Consider the following 17332-nt stretch of genomic DNA (forward strand, 5'->3'; position numbering starts at 1 on the left):
CATGCGCCATGTCTGCATCAGGCAACGGTATGCGAGAGTTCCAGCCGATAGCCGAAGCCCCGGATGGAGCGCAGGGCCACGCCGTGCGGCTCCAGCTTGCTGCGCAGGCGAGAGACATAGACCTCGACCGCATTGGGTGTGATCTCTCGGTCCCAGCCCGTGAGCGCCTGCAGCAGCTTGTCCTTGCTGGCCGGCTTGGGCGCGTGGATCAGCAGGTATTCCAGCACGGTCCATTCGCGCGGGCCCAGGTCGATGGGCAGCAGCTTTCCCTCGCTCTCATCGTCTTGCGCAGGCTGGCGCGCGCCGGCGCGGCGGCCTGCCGTGTCCAGCTCGATGGGACCGAAGCTGAGGACGGCCGATGTGGCTGCCTGTGATCGGCGCAGCAGCGCGCGCAGCCGGGCCAGCAGTTCAGGAAGCTCGAAGGGCTTGACCATGTAGTCGTCGGCGCCCTGGTCCAGGCCCTGCACGCGGTCCTGCAGCGCGTCGCGCGCCGTCAGAATCAGCACGGGCATGGCCGAGCTCTCCACCGCGCTGCTGCGTAGGCGGCGCGTGAGCTCCAGCCCGTCGATACCGGGCAGGCCGATGTCGATCACGGCCAGGTCGAAGGCTTCCTGGGCCAGCACCTCCAGGGCGCGCTCGGCACTGCCGACCCAGTCCACGGCATACCCCGCATCGGACAGCCCCAGCTTGATGCCGCTGGCCACCATCACATCGTCTTCCACAAGAAGCAAACGCATATCAAACCTAAAAAACAAAAGCCGCCCAAAGGCGGCTTGCAGCAGACCGGCCCAGGCCGTCAGACCACGCCCGGGCCATGCGCGATGGTAACGCGAACCGCAAAGTCCGCGCCATCGGGCCTCAATGGCTGCGGATCATGGTGCCGTAGGCCTGGTCGGTCAGGATTTCCAGCAGCATGGCATGCGGCACGCGGCCATCGATGATGTGCACGGCGTTGACGCCGGCCTTGGCGGCATCCAGGGCGCCGCTGATCTTGGGCAGCATGCCACCCGAGATGGTGCCGTCGGCGAACAGGGCGTCGATCTCGCGCGCCGTGAGGTCGGTCAGCAGGCTGCCTGCCTTGTCCAGCACGCCGGGAGTGTTGGTCAGCAGCACCAGCTTTTCGGCCTGCAGCACGGTGGCCAGCTTGCTGGCGACCACGTCGGCGTTGATGTTGTAGCTCTCGTTTTCCTCGCCAAAGCCGATGGGGCTGATCACGGGGATGAAGGCGTCATCCTGCAGCGCGCGCACCACGCTGGGGTCGATGGAGACGATGTCGCCCACCTGGCCCACGTCGTACTCGATGTTCGGATCCTTGTTGTCGACCATCTTGAGCTTGCGTGCGCGGATCAGGCCGCCATCGCGCCCTGTCAGGCCCACGGCCTTGCCACCGGCCTGGTGGATCAGGCCCACGATGTCCTGCTGCACCTCGCCGGCCAGCACCCATTCCACGACTTCCATGGTCTCCGCATCGGTCACGCGCATGCCCTGGATGAACTCGCCCTTCTTGCCCAGGCGGTTAAGGGCCGTCTCGATCTGCGGCCCGCCGCCATGCACCACCACCGGATTCATGCCCACCAACTTCAGCAGCACCACGTCTTCCGCGAAGTCGGCCTGCAGGGCCGGATCGGTCATGGCGTTGCCGCCATACTTGATGACCATGGTCTTGCCGTGGAACTTGCGGATGTAGGGCAGGGCCTGGGCGAGGATTTCGGCCTTGTCGCGGGGGGCAATCGAGAGGATATCGTTCATGGTGCTAGCCCTGGGGCGTGGAAGTAGTCAACAACAAGGCGGGCATTGTGCCGCAACTGCGCCGCAGTGTTGCATGCCCGGATGACGGAACGCCCATGGCGCCCGGTCATCATCCATTGTTCTGCATCCAGCCCGGCAGCTTGAAGCGCACGATGGCCAGATAGGCCACCACGTAGCTGACCACGAACAGCAGGCAAAAACCCACCAGAACGGGCGTATTGCTCCAGAACAGCAATGCCGGCACCACGGTCAGCAGCGTGAAGGCCCACAGATAGGGGGAGGTCCGGTTATTGCGGCGAAGCATGCGCCGGGCCAGATCATCGTCGAACACGCCGCGCACGATGCGCCGATAGATGAGCTGGTGGAAATGCAGGGCATCCGCCATGCCCGGCGACATGCCGCGCATCAGCTTGCGGTAGATGGAGAACACCGTCTCCCAGACCGGATAGATCAGCAGCAGCATGGGAAACCATGGAGAGACTGCGGAATTGCGCTGCACCAGGGCGATGCTGGCCAGGGCAATCGCCAGGCCCCAGACATAGGCTCCGCCATCGCCGGCAAACATCATGCCGCGCGGGTAGTTCCAGACCAGGAAGCCGCAGGTGGCGGCGGCCAGCGTCACCAGCATGGCGGCCAGCGTGCGGTCGCCCACCTGCAAGGCCACATGGGCCAGCGCCAGGCAGATGATGGTGGCCACCATGCCCGCCAGCCCGTTGTAGCCGTCGATGATATTGAAGGCATGGGGCAGGCCCGTCAGGGCCAGGACGGCCAGGCCCATGCCCAGCCAGGGCATGGCAGGACCCAGCGCCTGTTCCAGCCAGGGCCAGCCGAGCCGGGGCACGGTGAGGCCGCACAGCAAAACCGCCAGCACGGCGCTCAGCAGGGTCAGCACCAGCCGGTAGCGCACGCTCAGGCGCTGCGAGACATCCTCGATGATCCCCCCGACCACGGCCGGCAGCATGGCGGCCAGGCATACGACGACCCACAGCTGCATGCGCAGCGACGAAGGATCTCCGCGCATGCTCAGCCAGGTGCCGACTCCCCAGGAGACAGCCAGCCCGAGGTACATGGGCACGCCCCCCAGCCGGGGCACCTCGCCCATGTGGAAACGCTGAGGCTTGTCGTATCCGTAGGAGGACGTTGCGGACCGCCGGGCCCAGCGCAGCAGCAGCGCACAGCCGATGAAGGAGACCATGAAGGCCAGTACCGACATCCAGATCACGATGGTTCTCCACGCAGGCTGCGCAGCGAGGGCGCTGCCTGCGGCAGGGCCCTGGCCTTGCGGTAGGCCGGGCGGCTCCACAGCCGCAGCAGGCTGGCCACGTGCCATGCGCCGTGGCGCAGGCTGCGCCGGCTCGCCCTCTGGCCCGCATGGACCACAGGCAAACCGCCGCGCCTGAGCTCTCCGCCCAGCACCCGCAGGCGAAGGCACAGATCCACATCCTCACAATACATATAGAAACCTTCGTCAAACCCACGCAGCCGCAGCCAGCTGTCCCTGCCCAGCACCAGGCAGGCCGCATTCACCCATTCCACACGCCGCTCCACGCGCCCACGCAGCTTGCGCCGCAGCAAATTCCACAGCGATGGCAACTCCCGTTCGAAATCCTGCAGCGCGCCGTCTTCACCGATCTGCGGGGGATAGGCCAGGGCCAGTCCCGGACGGGCCACCAGCGCCAGAAGGTCTTGCAACGGCTCCTCCTGCTCGCTCCAGAACACATCGGGATTGATCACGCAGACAAACGGCTCCCGTGCGCTCGCCAGCGCCCGGTTGTGGTTGCAGCCGAACCCCAGAGGCTGCGCATTGCGCCGGATCTCCAGAGCAAAGGGCCAGCCGGCCACGGGCGCCTGGGGCTCCGCCTCGGGAATGTTGAGCGTCAACACCACACGGGACACCGGCGCAAGGCGCGCCGAGGCCAGGCACTCAAGCAGCCTCTGGATATGAGCGCCATGTCCGTGGCTCACCACCGACACGACCAACGATGAACCCATCAATGCCGCCCTTCAGATCTTCAAATTCCCGCACGGGAATCACGCGCCGCAGAAACGGCGGCACAGAGTATTCCGCCGACGGCCTTCGTCAAGCGTCAGCGGCCATGCCGTAATGCAAAAAAATGCAACAGCCGCGCAATATGTCATTACCCGGCCATGCCATGCAGTCACTGCAGTGGCCGGCATTATGATGCGCGACAATCTGCCGCCCGGACTTCCGGGATTTTTTGCGCCCTGACGTGGGCGCAGCTTGCTGCCCGCTGCGGACTGGCCAAGGCCGTCTGGCGTGAATGAATATGGCCGCGGCACCTGCTCCCAGCGGAGAGATTGCCCGGCACCCCTTTTCCTATGACCACACCCATTCCCGATCCCCACGTCTACCTGCGCACTGTCGATCTGAACGAGCGCACGTCGCTGTCCGTGCTGGCCGGCCATGTCCGGGCCCAGGCGCACATACTGGATCTGGGTTGCGGCAGCGGTGCACTTGGAGCCTTTCTCGCCGAGCACAAGCAATGCGTCTGCGATGGCGTCACCCTGAGCCAGGAAGAAGCCCGCCATGCAGCGCCCTTCTACCGCCATGTCCATGTGGCCGACCTGGAGGATTGCGATCTGGACCAGCTCTTCGGCGATGCGCGCTATGACTACATCGTCTGCGCCGACGTGCTGGAGCACCTTCGCCAGCCCGAGCGCATCCTGGCTGCATGCCGCAAGCGGCTGACGCCCGAAGGCCGTCTGCTGATCTCCGTGCCCAATGCAGGCTACAGCGGCCTGGTGGCAGAACTGCTGCATGGCGAATTCCGCTACCGCGAAGAAGGCCTGCTGGACCGCACCCACCTGCGTTTTTTTACGCGGCGCTCGCTGTCGCGCTTTCTGGCCGAGCAAGGCTGGCAGGTGGACGACATCGACACCATCGAACGGGCGCTCCCCGAATCCGAATTCCGCGTCGCCTACGACAGCCTGCCCCCTGCCGTTGCGCGCCACCTGCTGGCCACACCCGATGCACTGGCCTACCAGTTCATCGCCAGTGCCGCCCCGGTGGCCCAGGCACAGGCCATCGAGCCGCCGGTGAACTATCCACAGGCACATGCCCTATTCACGGCACAGCTCTACATGGCACGCGCTGGCCGCTATGACGAAGAAAGCAAGCTTTCCACCACGGGCATCATTGGCCAGGCACGCCAGACACTGCGCTTTGCGCTGCCCGACCACAACACTTCACTGAGCCATCTGCGTCTGGACCTGGCCGACCGGCCGGGCTTCATACACCTGCACCGGCTGGCCTTGCTCGATGCGCAAGGCGCCGTCGTCTGGCAATGGCTGCCCGAGGATTCGGACGCCGCCCTGCTGGGGCAACGCCCTCATCATCAGCTCGTGTGGAATGGACTTCATCCGGCAGGCGCCTTCTCGCTGATGCTGCTTCTGACCGGCGATGACCCCTGGTTCGAACTGCCCATTCCCGCAGAAACCCTGGCTGCACTGCGTGGCGCCTCGCTGGAGATCGAGATGGGATGGCCCATGTCGGCCGACTATCTGGCGCTGGCGGGCGCCGTGCAGCCGCTTGAACGGCAGATCGCGCAGGAGCGCAGCCGGGCCAATGATCTGCAGGATCAGTGGCACACACAGCGCATGCTGCTTGAGCAGCAGCACGCGCAGGATGTCCAGCAACTGGAAGAGCGAAGCGCTGCGATCCATAGGCTTCAGCACCGCAATGCCCTCCTGGAAGACAGCCACCAGTCGCAGAGCAAGGAGCGCGCCATCTGGCAGCAAGAGGCCACCCGCGTGCAGCGGGACTTCGCGCGCCTGGAGCAGCACCTGCGCGATATCGAGAACTCCACCGTCTTCCGGGCCACGCGCCCTCTCGTCCACGCCAAGATGCGCATTGACCGCCTGCTGGGCCGCACGCCAGTGCCTGCCCCCGTCCTCCACACACCCGTGCCCCAGCCGATGCCGCAGCAGCCCGTCGATGTGATCGTGCCCGTGTACCGCGGCCTGGACGACACGCGCAACTGCATCGAATCCGTTCTGGCCAGCCCCTGCCGCACGCACTGGCAACTCGTGGTCATCAACGATGCCAGCCCGGAGCCCGAAGTCACGACCTGGCTGCGCGAGAAGGCTGCGCAGGAGCCCCGCATCACTTTGTTGGAGAACGAGGAGAACCTCGGCTTCGTCGGCACCGTCAACCGCGGCATGGCGCTGAACATCGCCCATGACGTGCTGCTGCTCAACAGCGACACCGTGGTTGCCAATGACTGGCTGGACCGCATCCGCCAGGCTGCCTACGGCGATGCACGCATCGCCTCCGTCACGCCGTTTTCCAACAACGCCACCATCTGCAGCTACCCGCGCTTTTGCGAGGGCAACGACCTGCCGCCCGGCATGGACACGGCCGCCATCGACGCACTGTGCGCGCGCACCAACCCCGGCCAGGTGGTGGACGTGCCGACCGGCGTGGGCTTTTGCATGTACATCCGCCGCGACAGCCTGAACGCCGTCGGCCTGTTCGACACCGAGCACTTCGGCAAGGGCTATGGCGAGGAAAACGACTTCTGCCAGCGTGCCGCAGCCGCTGGCTGGCGCAACCTGCATCTGCTGGACACCTTCGTGCTGCACACAGGCGGCGTGAGCTTCGGAGAAAGCAAGAGCCCGCGTGAACGTGCCGCCATGGAAACCCTGCGCAGGCTGCATCCGCGCTACGAAGCCGATGTCATGGCCTTCGTCCAGGCCGACCCTGCGCGCACGGCACGCCTGGCGCTGGATGTGGCACGCCTGCAGGCCGAGGCAGCGCAGCAGCCCGTGGTGCTGGCCGTGCTCCACGATCGGGCGGGCGGCACCGTGCGCCATGTCCGCGAACTGGCGCAGTTCCTGCAAGGCAAGGCACTGTTCCTCATGCTGTCCCCAGCCGCAGGTGGAGTCGTGGTCCTGCGCCGTGCCGAAGAGAAGGAAGCCTTCGAGCTCGCCTTCCGCATCAACGACCAGATGGAGGAGCTGGTGCAGGCCCTGCGCCAGCTGGGCGTGGTGCACGTGCACTACCAGCATCTCCTGGGCCACAGCGAAGCCATCCTGGACCTGCCCGCACGCCTGGGAACGGCCCATGACTTCACGGCCCATGATTTCTACACCTACTGCAAGAATATCTCGCTGACCGGCATCGACAACCGCTACATCGTGCCGCCCCGCGCGGGCGAATGCGGCTGCTGCGAACCAACGGACACAGCCCCCTATGCCGGCACCGTGGCCCAGTGGCGCCACCGCAATGCGCTGCTGCTGAACAACGCGCGCCATGTGCTGGCCCCCAGCCAGGACACAGCCAGCCGGATCGCCGGCTTCGTGCCCGGGGCACGCGTCCAGGCCGTTGCCCACACCGACATGCCGGCACAGTTGCCGACCCCAACGGCACGCACATTGGCCGCCACGGCCCCACTCAAGATCGTCGTGCTGGGAGCCATGAGTGCCATCAAGGGGGCCGACGTGCTTGAAGCCGTGGCTATCGAAGCCGCCAAACGCGGAGCTCCTGTGGAATTCCATCTGCTCGGCTATGGCTACCGCAGCCTGCAGACCCAGCCACGCGCACGCCTGACGGTGCATGGTGGCTACAAGGAAGAGGAATTGCCTGCGCTGCTGGAGTGGCTGCAGCCCGACCTGGCCTGGTTCCCCGCCCAATGGCCGGAGACCTACAGCTACACGCTCAGCGCCTGCCTGGCCGCCGGACTGCCCATCGTCGCGCCCGACATAGGGGCCTTCCCCGAAAGGCTGGCAGGCCGCGACTGGTCCTGGGTCATGCCCTGGGACGCCAGCACCGCCCAATGGCTGGACTTCTTCGCGCAAATACGCGAACGCCACTTCATTGAAGGACAGCTGCCGCAGCAACCGGCCGCAACAGGGAGTGCCGCCGCCCAGCCGGGAGCGGCTTTCTATGGCGACGGTTATCTCCAGGGGCTGCAGCCGCGCGATCAGGCCCTGCTCCAGCCACTGGATGCGGCCTTCCTGGCCACACATCGCCTGCAACGCCAGGACCATGCTGCAAGATCGGGGGCCTTGATCCTGCTGGCCCACCTGCGCTCGCTACCCATCCTGCGCGGCGTGGCCAGGCGTATTCCCGCGCACTGGCAGCGCCGGGTCAAGAATTGGCTGCAGGCCTGAGTCAGCAGGCAAGACCGTCGCTGGCGGGCTTGCAGCCCCGACTGCCCTGAACCTTGCGCGCTTCAAGGCAAGGTCCGCATCGCACAAAGGTTGACAACGCTTCTCAGGCCATGCACTCCATACGCCAGTCATTCCACAGGGTCATCCATCGGATGTCCTTCCTGCTGCTGACCATACTGCTTTGCGGCTTCCTTCTACCGGCCGGTGCAACTGATACGGCCTTCCATGACCAAGGAGTACTGGAGGATATCCATTTCGATGCGGCCAAACAGCAGTTGATCGCCAAGGGTTGGAGCGCCTCCGGACGCAGCCACGCCTTTCCGACCCAGGCTTCGATCTTCCTGGACGACCACCTTGTCTACCAAGGCCGGCTCAATGCCCTGTCGTATCCCAGGCCCGACGTTGTGGCGGCTACAGGCAATCCGAACTGGGCCAACGCCGGATTCCACATCCGTGCCCCGCTCGACCCGGACTTTGCCTCCGGCACCTACACCGTACGCATGGAAATCATGACCACGGACGGCAGGCGTTTTGCGCTGACCACCATGGACAAGGCGCGACAGATCACGCTGCACCAGGCTGCCCGCGCCAGCCTGCTGCCCAGAGCCGGCGCCCTTGTGGCCTTCTGCCTGCCTGCGCTGCTCCTGTTGCTGTCCCTGTCCGGATGGCAGTCCAGGCTGCGCATTGGTGCCAGGGCTTTTGGTGCGGCAACCGCAGCAGCCTTCATCATTCTGGTGGCGGGTGGATGGACCGGCTCCTCCGTTGCCCTGCTCTTTCAGAACGACGAGCTTGTTACCCATGACGAAAATGCCTGGCTTGGTACCCCCCAGATCATTCGCAGCGATGAATGGCAGGTCATCACCGCCATGGCCATCAGCCAATACCATGCCGCCGCACCCGGACACCTGCTGAAGAGCTTCGAGAACACCAGCACGGTTTTTTCCAGCGCCGGCCACAACATGAACACTGTGGGCATGAGCGGCGTGCCCGTCTCCAACCTGTCTGCGCTTGCCAAGCCAGCTACTTGGGGCTTTTTCATCCTTGACCTGCGGCGGGCGCTCGCATGGTACTGGTGGTTTCCTTACTTTGCCGGATTCGCTGCATGCCTGTGGGTCCTGGTGCGCATCGCACAACTGCGCTGGCAGCCCGCAGCTGTTCTTGCACTTAGCGTAAGTGCGTCCCCCATGTCAGTTGGCTGGTCGGGCTGGCCTGTCTACATCCTGTTTTTCGCACTGCTCGCCTTCGGCATGTTCCTGACCGCTTGGACAAGGCAATCCATCCGGCAGGTGCTGCCCAGGGCGTTGGTGGCAGGCTGGGCACTGGCAGGCTTTGCCCTTACCCTGTACCCGGCCTGGCTCGTAGTGGTGGCCAGCCTGCTGGGCCCGCTCGCCATAGCATGGCTGTATATGCACCGCGGGGACTGGCGCTGGAACTGGCAACAGGCACTGCTCGTGGTGGTCATGGCGCTTGTGCCCGCCCTTTTGCTCTACGCATGGTGGCTTCATGCTGCAGACGCCGTGTCGTCGATTGCTGCCACGGTCTACCCGGGAAGGCGCATGGAGACAGGGGGATACATGGATCCCTGGTATCTGACCAGAGGGCTTTTCGGTCCGGATCAGATGTTCCACATCACCGACATGCTTGTACCCAGCGATGCCGGCTCCTACATTTTCCTGGCCATTCCGCTGGCCTTGCTGTTTGCCTGGCAGCAAACGCAGGACATGCGGTGCAGGACGCCACGGCAACTGGATCTGGCGGGGTGCCTCTGCCTGACCTTCATTGGCTGGACCCTGTACTTTTCATACCAAGGCATACCTGCCTGGCTGGCTCAGGCGACGCAATGGGCCAAGGTTCCTGTCTACCGCACGGATATCGGCTTGCTGCTGGCTCAGACCTGGCTGCTGGCCAGCGTGCTCAGGAAACAATGGCCCACCCAGGCCTCGGAAATCATTCCAACCATCCCGGAAAGGCAGCGCCAGTTGTCGGCACTTGCGGTAACGGGAGCAACCGCCTGCGCATGGCTTGCGGTTTTCACCTATTCAACGCTGCCTGCGGCGATCTCCGAGACCATCAGTCCTGGGGTCGCCGTCATCACGGCAACGGCCTTTGCCGTCCTGGCCCTGCTGCTGGCAAACCGGCAATTTGTTGCCGCAATGGCCATCTACATGGTCTGGATGCTGGGAACAGCCCTGCCCTTCAACCCCTTGCTGCAGGCGCCATTGCATGTGGAACCAGGGCCAAAGCTGCAACAGCTGGACGCCGATGCCACGAGCCGCCAGGCCCGCTGGGTCGTGCTGGACAACAATCGGCAGGCCATGGCGCTGGCGGCATCTGGCATCAGGATCAGTTCAGGGATCTTCTACCACCCGCCTCTCGCGTTCTGGGAAAGACTGGACCCCGGGAGAAAATACTACGGTATCTACAACCGCTATCAGCACCTGACCATAGAAGGCGCCGAACTGCAAGGCACGGATTTCGAGCCCGTCCTCCATAGCCTGGACCATGTGCTGCTGCGTGTGAACACACGCAGCTTCGACTTCTCGAAGATTGCTGCCACCCACATCGCAGCACCGCAACGGCATGAGCAGGGCCTGAATCAGAATCCGCACCTGCGGCACCTGAAGTCCGAGGGCAGCTGGAGCTTCTATCGCACGATAGATTGATGGACGGGCCTGAGGCCCGATCCCGGCTATGGTTTACCCAGCAGCAGCAGGATCTCGTTGTTGCGCAACCAATCTTCGGGATAACGTCCCTGCAATGCCTCGGGAATGGGCATGTCCACATGGCGCCGCTCCTCACGCAACACCTCGAAACCGGCCTGCCGGGCGATATCGATCAGTTCATCAGCAGTGAGCCGGTTCAGCGCCTGGTATTCCTTGAACACGAAGCGCTTGTAGCCATCCGCACCGAAATCCGCAAAGCCAAAATCCACCTCGGCGGCATCGAGAGGGCCCTCATGCTTTTCGATGGTGTTCCACAACTCCTCTTCCGAGGCCATCAAATGGTGCCAGGGCATATCATCATAGCGACGCAGATGCGAGCCCCAAGGGGAGTGGAACAGGGGCTCGATCTGCAGGAAGAAGACGCCACCCGGCCGCAGACAGGCATGCAGGTCCGCCAGGATGGGCAGCACCTTGTCTCGCTGCACATGCTCGAAGGTGGACCAGCTCAGCAAGCCATCGTAGCCTGCATGCCTGCCCGCCAACGGCGAGTTTGGCACGATGGTCTCGAAGCTCAGCGCGGCGGGAATGCGCGACATGCCCAATTGCTCTCGTGCAATCCGGGGCAGCTTGGCATACTCCTGTCGAATGTCTATGCCGTGGATGGATGTCGCGCCGTGGCGCAATACCAAAGCTAGGTCGGTGATGCCGTCGCCACAGCCGAAATTCAGCAATTTGGCCTGGGACAGATTCAGCGACCGTCCCAGCCAGTCGTGGGCCAGATCAGCCGCATAGTTGAAATGCGCACGAAACCATTCATCCGTGATCTTGTCGGCATTCCATGGGGAAATGCCTAACAGCCGCTCCTGCAAACGCAGCATCCAACTCATGCGATCGTCCTCTTTGTTCTTTCTTTAGCCCAGATAACGTCTACAACAGCTGCAGTACATAGGCATCCTGGTGATTCCAGAAATGCACAAGAGAGCGATGGCGCAGCGCATCACTGCCCCAAGTCTCGGCAATGCGGTCCAGCACAAAGCGCTCAGAGGTAAAAGCTGTTCCGTATTCATTGGCGTCGATGGCGCTCGACTCGCTGGATGGGGCGAAGAAAAAACCATCATCATCGAGCTTCACGCTATCGAAGTCCGCCGCCTTCACACCATGCGTGCTGAACACCAGCAAACCGCCTGGTGCCACCGCATCGCGCAATACCTTCAGCCAGCGTGTCCAGGTCGAGCGCGGCAGATGGCTGAACAGCGACAGCACAAACACCAGCTCGTACTGCTGGGGCCAGCGTACCTGCTCCGGCACGCTGGCCGACGCAAAGCCGTTCACGCCGAATGTCTGCTGCGAGAAATCCACGGCATCGGCCACGATATCCGAGACCGTGACGCGTTCAGCCCCCAGGGCCTTGACCAAGTGCCGCGTGAAGCGGCCATGGCCGCTGGCGAACTCCAGCACGCTGGCCGTGCGCAACAGCGGCTTGTCCACGGCCTCCAGCAGCAGCATGAGTTCCGACAGCGTGCGCCAGCCGTCGGCGAAGTAATCGCGCAGCGGATTCACACTGGACGGATGACCTCGGAAGAAGCCAAAAATATCGTCCTTCGGGGAAATTCTGCAGTCCAGTCCCATTATGTTGGAGAACGAGCCCACAAGCCCATGGGCTTCTATCAGCGCATGCGCCTGCAGCAGGCTGTCGTCGTTTTCGCGTGCACGGACCAGCACCTGCGCAGCACCTGCGCGATCGCCACGCTCCAGGAGATGCAAAGCCTCCTGCAGCAATCGCTGCCCTTCACCGAGGGGATTCGAAGAATTGTCGGATGTCATGGGGTGTGGATTATGGAGCCAACGACAGGCAGCCGTGTATCCCGCCGTACGGGCTCAGCTCCAGTGGTGGGGCAACCGCACCAAGCCCGGCAAGGGTTTGGGAAAGATGAAGCGCAGGTGCAGGAACTGGAACCACTCGTCATAGACGGCCAGCCCTGTCTCATCGAACAGGAAAGCGCTGATCACGTAGTCGCCGCTGTGGAGCGGCAGCTCCGGGAACGTCAGTACGGTCTGCCAGGTTCCATCGGGCAACTGGCGAGGGACCGCTCCATCCTCATGCGTGGCCAGGGAGGTGATGCCCACGCCCTTGGACTGCTCGATCATGAAGCCGATATGGGGCCGCTCGCTCCCCCGGCCGCGCGCTGTGATGGTCACGACCAGATCCTGGCTTTGCAAGAGACCGGGCTGGTCGCCGGCAGGTTCGGCCAGATCCTTCACATCCACGGAAAGAATGCAGGCCGAACCACTGTCAACGGCCGCGACGGGACCTGCAGGCTCAGGCTGTACCTCCTGGTGTCCGGCACCCTCGCCCGCAGACACCTGCAGTGCGGCGACGGGAGCCTCCAGCGACTGCTGCTCACGCTCCTGGCGCTCGCGCGTATGCAGATCGTACGCGGCCAGCACTGGTTCGGTCGGGCCGAACTGCGCCACTTGGCCACCCCGCAGCCACAGGGCGGCATCGCAGAGATGGCGAATGTGATAGGGGCTGTGCGAGCAAAACAGGATGGTGCAGCCGCTTTTGCGGAACGCCATGATGCGTTCGATGCATTTCTTCTGGAAATGCTGGTCGCCCACAGCCAGGGCTTCATCGATGATCAGCACGTCCGGCTGCACCGCCGTCACCAGCGCAAACGCCAGCCGCACCGTCATACCGGATGAATAGGTCTTGACGGGCCGGTCCAGTGCTTCGCCCAGCTCGGCGAACGCCGCGATCTCGGGCTCGAGCTCGCGCATACGCTCATGGCTAATGCCGATCAGGCTGCCGCCGAAATACAGGTTGTCGCGCCCACTGAAATCAGGGTGGAAGCCCGCGCCCAATTCCAGGATGGCCGTCACCCGCCCCACGCGCTCGATCTGTCCGCAACTGGGCTGCAAGGTCCCCGCCAGCAGCTTGAGCAGTGAGCTCTTGCCAGCGCCGTTGTCACCGATCACGCCAATGCACTGCCCGCGCCGCAACTCGAAGGACACGTCCCGCAGTGCCCAATGGCTGCGGTGCGTGGCAGCACCTGTCAACAGCGCCTTCAGGCGCGAACGCGGAGAGGGATAGAGCTTGTATTCCTTGCCCAGTTGGCGCACACGCAGCACCATGTCATCGGGCAGGGCATTGCCATGCTTCATGCTCATAGCCAATCCACCAACTGGTCACGGCTGCGCCGCACCAGCGCATTCAAAACGATGGCGCCGCCCGCAAGCCAGGCCAGCGACACCCACCACACACTCAGCGGCGGCCAGGCCCCCTGCAAAAGCACCTGCTGATAGCCCTGGACCAGCCCCGTCATCGGATTGAGCCAGAGCACCCAGCGCCAGCGCTCGGGGAACATGCTCAACGGAAACAGAACAGGGGTCAGGTAGATACCTACGGACAACAGAAAGCCCACCACCTGTACTGTATCGCGCAGGGCGGCGGCCAGAATGGCCAGCACATACGCAAGCACCAGGCACAGCAGCACCTGCAATGCCAGCAGTGGCAACAAGGCCAGGACGGCGGGCTGCAGTCCATGGGAGGGAATATAGGCCAAGGCCACCAGCAGCAACAGCGGGCCATAGATCAGCGCACTGGCCAGCACCGAGCGCGTGACGAAAAGCACGGGGGGCAAGGGGTTCTTCTGCAACAGCCCGCCTGCGTCGATCAGGCTGTTCATGCCCCGCGAGACGGCATCGCAGAAGGCCATCCAAGGCAAAGCACCCACCACGAGAAATGCCCCCACCGCAGGTGTTGGTGCGTGCTCACCCAGCCGCATGCCGAACACCACATCGAATACCAGGTAATAAGCTGCCACAGTCAGCAGCGGCTGCAGGTAGGGCCAGGCAATGCCCAGGGCCGTACCGGTGTGGCGCGAAGCGATCTCGCGGCGTATCAGCACCCACGCCAGACCGCGCCCGCGCCACAGCGCAAGCGCCTCATTCCATAAAGCGTTCATCGTAGAAAAACTGGAGGCTGCCCGCCAGCGCCATCGAGGCACAGGCAGGGCAGCCTTTGGATCAGACAGGATACGCCGTATCAGCGCTGTGTCGCGGCAGCTTTCTGTGCAGAAGGTGCCTGGCGTTCGACAAACGCGTCGAGCGCCTTGTCATCGGCCACCATCTTTTCCTGCACCTTGCGCACCAGCGCCATGCGGGCCTCGTTGGCAGACTCGGCTCGCACCTCGCGCAGCAGTTCTTCCTTGACTTCATCAAACGGACGGACCGAGGGCGCGCGCCGCTCCTCCAACTGGATCACATGGTAGCCGAACTGGGTCTGGACCACTTCGCTCAGGTCTCCCTTTTTCTGAAGGGCGAAGACAGCCTTGTCGAACTCTGGAACCATGCGACCCTGCGTGAAGAAGCCGAGATCGCCACCGCGCGCCGCGCTGCCCTTGTCGGCTGAATTTTCTTCAGCAAGTTTCGCGAAATCGGCACCCTTCCTGGCCTGGGCCAGCAGTTCTTCCGCTTTGGCCCGCGACTCGGGCGTCGTGCCAGAAATCAGGATGTGCCGAGCCTTCACCTGCTCACCCACCTTGAAGCGCTCAGGCTTGGCCTGGTAGATAGAACGCGCCTGTTTCAGCATGGCCGCCTCGCTGGCCACGCTGTTGCCAGCCGCACGGTTCAACAACTCGTCAGACAGCACCTTGTCGCGTGCCACCTGCAGGGCAGCAGCCACCACAGGATCCTTGTCCAGCCCATCGGCCAGAGCCTGCTTGCCCAAGGCCCGGCGGACAAAGAGATTCTGTGCAATCTGCCCCACAGTCTGCTTGCTGGCCAACGCCTGCGAACGCACCTCGACAGGCAAGCGCATCTGCACATCGGCCTCTACATCAACCGCAGTGACGGCGGCCTGGCCATCGTGCACCAGCGTGACCGCATCGGCGGCGTGCACCACTGGTACAGCAGCTACCAGCGCTGCCACGGCCCAGGCTTGCAACGGAGAGAAACGGATGGTCGAAAGCTTCATGGAATTGAAAACGTATAGTGAAATAAAAAAAGGCAGGGGAAACCCCTGCCTTTTCGGATCGCGTTACCGCGAAAAAGTGCCCACTAATTAGGGAGCAACGCGCGTGTAGCGGTGAGGCCAAGTCACGCCGTAGGTGCCGGACATGCCTTGACGAGCGGAGGGGTTCTCCAGCTTGATGAAGGCGGAGCCGATCAGGGGCAGGCCCAGGCCGGAGTTGGTGGTCGTCAGAACACCCCAGCCGTTTTCGTAGGTGCCGGAAGTAGCCGTGGTACGGGCCACCGAGGCGCCCAGCACGGAGTTGCCGGTGTCCTTGAATGCCAGCACGCTGACTTCACCGCAGAACTGCACGAAAGAGGTACCGCCGGGCGAGAACTCGGGGATCACGCCGCTGGTGGTTTCTTCACGGTCCCAGAACTTCTGTGCGTCAGCCAGCACGCAGATGTTGCCCTTGGCATCAACCGTCGTGTTGCCGTTGCCCTTGTAGCCTGCGCCAGCGGCAATATCGTTAGCAGCAGCGGGGTAGAACCAGTTGTTAGTTTGCTCAGCTGCAACAGTGTTCAGGTTGGTGAACAGGCGGTAGTTAGCGTCGCTGGTCTTCTCAGCAGCGTAGTTGGCCACCACGTTGTAACGGCGTGTGGGCATGGAGAACACCCAATCCGTCTTGGCCGAGATGATGGCGTCCGTAGCGTACTGGTTGGTCACCGAGGTGGCAGCCAGGGCCGTGGTCAGGTTGGAGGCCTGAACGCGGGGATCGGTCACACCGCCAGTGTAAGGCGTGGACATGTCGGGCAGGTCGCTGTAGTTCATCGTCAGCGCTGCAGTCGCGATGTTCTTGCCATCTTGACCGTACACGTTGGCCGTACGGAACAGCGGATCAGCCGTGGTAGCGTTGGCAGAGACGCCAGCAGCTTCCTGGTTGACCTGCGGGAAGTGCACGAAGTTGCCACGGCCCGTAGCCTGGATGGCGGTTGCAGCACCCGAGAACGTGGTGGTTTGAGCCACGTTCAGGATGTACCAGTCAGCCATCAGGCCGCTGGTGGGAGTCTGCAGGCCAGCTTGGGCAGCAGTGGCTTCTGTGAAGTTCGTCACGGCCACGGTGTCGACCAGCGAGCGGGCGGCAGAGCCAGCCACCGAGCAAGGCGCCACTGCGTTCACGTGCTTGACAGCAGTGTACAGGGGCGAGCGACGGTTGCCGCTCAGATCAACAGGAGCCACGCCGTCAGCGTTCCATGCAGCAGCGCTGGTGATGTCAGCCATGTTGAAGATTTCAACGTAGCCTTCACGGGTCTGGTTGGCCTTGTCTGCATCAGACAGGCTGGGATTCAGACGACGGGTGCCGAAGGGCACGGCCACGTTCTTGGTCAGAGCGGGCACCGTGCAGGTGTTGTCGGCGCTGACCAGAGTGGCACCATCGGTACCATTGGCGGACACAGCACCGGTCCACACGTCGCCAGGCGACAGGTAGATCTGGAAGTCCAGCAGGTCGTCGGAGTTGGCGGCGCTGCGGAAGCGGATCTTCACAGCCTTACCGTTCACGGTGTCCGTGTTGGTCAGGTGCAGAACGGTAGCGTTGCCGTTCTGGGCGTTGAAGTAAGGCACGACCAGAGCGTGACCGACACCACCGTGGGCGAGAGTCAGGCCGCCGTTGGTAGCCTGCAGCAGCTGCGAAGCAGCGGCAGCAGCCTTGGCATCCGTGCCGGCGTTCGAACCGCCGATAACGGCAGCCGAAGCCACGCCGGCAAAGCCCAGGCCACCAACCATGGCAGCAATGCTCAGGGCCAGAACATTTTTCTTCATAAGAACTATCTCCAGT

At 63.5% G+C, this 17332-nt stretch carries 12 protein-coding genes; 2 read left to right on the forward strand and 10 right to left on the reverse strand.

Annotated elements, in window-relative coordinates:
- Positions 1-17 precede the first annotated feature (17 nt).
- The 4 genes from ACF8O7_RS01155 to ACF8O7_RS01170 form a co-directional block, all read right to left on the reverse strand.
- Positions 18-737, reverse strand: coding sequence for a response regulator transcription factor (locus ACF8O7_RS01155; RefSeq protein WP_016446445.1), 720 nt, complete (start codon positions 735-737; stop codon positions 18-20).
- A 121-nt stretch (positions 738-858) separates the two neighbouring features.
- Positions 859-1749, reverse strand: a complete 891-nt coding sequence (gene argB, locus ACF8O7_RS01160) for an acetylglutamate kinase (protein WP_012203251.1) — start codon at positions 1747-1749, stop codon at positions 859-861.
- A gap of 109 nt (positions 1750-1858) precedes the next feature.
- Entirely contained in the window at positions 1859-2962 is a 1104-nt protein-coding gene (locus ACF8O7_RS01165) for a glycosyltransferase family 4 protein (RefSeq protein WP_082001651.1), read from the reverse strand.
- 5 nt (positions 2963-2967) lie between these two features.
- A complete protein-coding gene (locus ACF8O7_RS01170; RefSeq protein WP_016451815.1) occupies positions 2968-3741 on the reverse strand; it encodes a glycosyltransferase family 2 protein in 774 nt (257 codons plus the stop codon).
- Positions 3742-4089: 348 nt separating this feature from the next.
- Between ACF8O7_RS01170 and ACF8O7_RS01175 the strand changes: the two genes are divergently transcribed.
- Positions 4090-7881 carry a methyltransferase domain-containing protein gene (locus tag ACF8O7_RS01175; protein WP_046987372.1) on the forward strand — a complete coding sequence of 1264 codons (3792 nt, stop codon included), beginning with the start codon at positions 4090-4092 and terminating at the stop codon, positions 7879-7881.
- Positions 7882-8033: 152 nt separating this feature from the next.
- Positions 8034-10544, forward strand: a complete 2511-nt coding sequence (locus tag ACF8O7_RS01180) for a hypothetical protein (protein WP_279493432.1) — start codon at positions 8034-8036, stop codon at positions 10542-10544.
- A 26-nt stretch (positions 10545-10570) separates the two neighbouring features.
- Here the strand turns inward: ACF8O7_RS01180 and ACF8O7_RS01185 are convergent, their stop codons facing one another.
- The 6 genes from ACF8O7_RS01185 to ACF8O7_RS01210 form a co-directional block, all read right to left on the reverse strand.
- Positions 10571-11431 (reverse strand): bifunctional 2-polyprenyl-6-hydroxyphenol methylase/3-demethylubiquinol 3-O-methyltransferase UbiG, encoded by an 861-nt coding sequence (locus ACF8O7_RS01185; RefSeq protein WP_016446450.1) that lies wholly within the window; start codon positions 11429-11431, stop codon positions 10571-10573.
- Positions 11432-11471: 40 nt separating this feature from the next.
- Positions 11472-12368 carry a bifunctional 2-polyprenyl-6-hydroxyphenol methylase/3-demethylubiquinol 3-O-methyltransferase UbiG gene (locus ACF8O7_RS01190; protein ID WP_016446451.1) on the reverse strand — a complete coding sequence of 299 codons (897 nt, stop codon included), beginning with the start codon at positions 12366-12368 and terminating at the stop codon, positions 11472-11474.
- A 54-nt stretch (positions 12369-12422) separates the two neighbouring features.
- A complete protein-coding gene (locus tag ACF8O7_RS01195; protein WP_046987374.1) occupies positions 12423-13712 on the reverse strand; it encodes an ABC transporter ATP-binding protein in 1290 nt (429 codons plus the stop codon).
- Complete coding sequence (locus ACF8O7_RS01200; protein WP_016446453.1) at positions 13709-14509, reverse strand: ABC transporter permease; 801 nt, start codon at positions 14507-14509, stop codon at positions 13709-13711. Before ACF8O7_RS01200 ends, ACF8O7_RS01195 begins: the two co-directional genes overlap by 4 nt.
- Before the next feature lie 80 nt (positions 14510-14589).
- Positions 14590-15519, reverse strand: coding sequence for a peptidylprolyl isomerase (locus ACF8O7_RS01205; protein ID WP_016446454.1), 930 nt, complete (start codon positions 15517-15519; stop codon positions 14590-14592).
- A gap of 87 nt (positions 15520-15606) precedes the next feature.
- Positions 15607-17316 (reverse strand): hypothetical protein, encoded by a 1710-nt coding sequence (locus ACF8O7_RS01210; RefSeq protein WP_016446455.1) that lies wholly within the window; start codon positions 17314-17316, stop codon positions 15607-15609.
- Positions 17317-17332 lie beyond the last annotated feature (16 nt).

Origin of the sequence: Delftia sp. WSY_16 (assembly GCF_043104415.1) — a bacterium.
Classification (GTDB): Bacteria; Pseudomonadota; Gammaproteobacteria; order Burkholderiales; family Burkholderiaceae_C; genus Comamonas; species Comamonas tsuruhatensis.

Excerpts from the sequence above, each read along its gene's own strand:
- ACF8O7_RS01195 (WP_046987374.1), bottom strand. The coding sequence starts at position 13,712 with ATGAGCATGAAGCATGGCAATGCCCTGCCCGATGACATGGTGCTGCGT.
- ACF8O7_RS01190 (WP_016446451.1), bottom strand. The coding sequence starts at position 12,368 with ATGACATCCGACAATTCTTCGAATCCCCTCGGTGAAGGGCAGCGATTG.
- ACF8O7_RS01175 (WP_046987372.1), top strand. The coding sequence starts at position 4,090 with ATGACCACACCCATTCCCGATCCCCACGTCTACCTGCGCACTGTCGAT.
- ACF8O7_RS01205 (WP_016446454.1), bottom strand. The coding sequence starts at position 15,519 with ATGAAGCTTTCGACCATCCGTTTCTCTCCGTTGCAAGCCTGGGCCGTG.
- ACF8O7_RS01185 (WP_016446450.1), bottom strand. The coding sequence starts at position 11,431 with ATGAGTTGGATGCTGCGTTTGCAGGAGCGGCTGTTAGGCATTTCCCCA.
- ACF8O7_RS01155 (WP_016446445.1), bottom strand. The coding sequence starts at position 737 with ATGCGTTTGCTTCTTGTGGAAGACGATGTGATGGTGGCCAGCGGCATC.
- ACF8O7_RS01180 (WP_279493432.1), top strand. The coding sequence starts at position 8,034 with ATGTCCTTCCTGCTGCTGACCATACTGCTTTGCGGCTTCCTTCTACCG.
- ACF8O7_RS01200 (WP_016446453.1), bottom strand. The coding sequence starts at position 14,509 with ATGAACGCTTTATGGAATGAGGCGCTTGCGCTGTGGCGCGGGCGCGGT.
- ACF8O7_RS01210 (WP_016446455.1), bottom strand. The coding sequence starts at position 17,316 with ATGAAGAAAAATGTTCTGGCCCTGAGCATTGCTGCCATGGTTGGTGGC.
- argB (WP_012203251.1), bottom strand. The coding sequence starts at position 1,749 with ATGAACGATATCCTCTCGATTGCCCCCCGCGACAAGGCCGAAATCCTC.
- ACF8O7_RS01170 (WP_016451815.1), bottom strand. The coding sequence starts at position 3,741 with ATGGGTTCATCGTTGGTCGTGTCGGTGGTGAGCCACGGACATGGCGCT.
- ACF8O7_RS01165 (WP_082001651.1), bottom strand. The coding sequence starts at position 2,962 with ATGTCGGTACTGGCCTTCATGGTCTCCTTCATCGGCTGTGCGCTGCTG.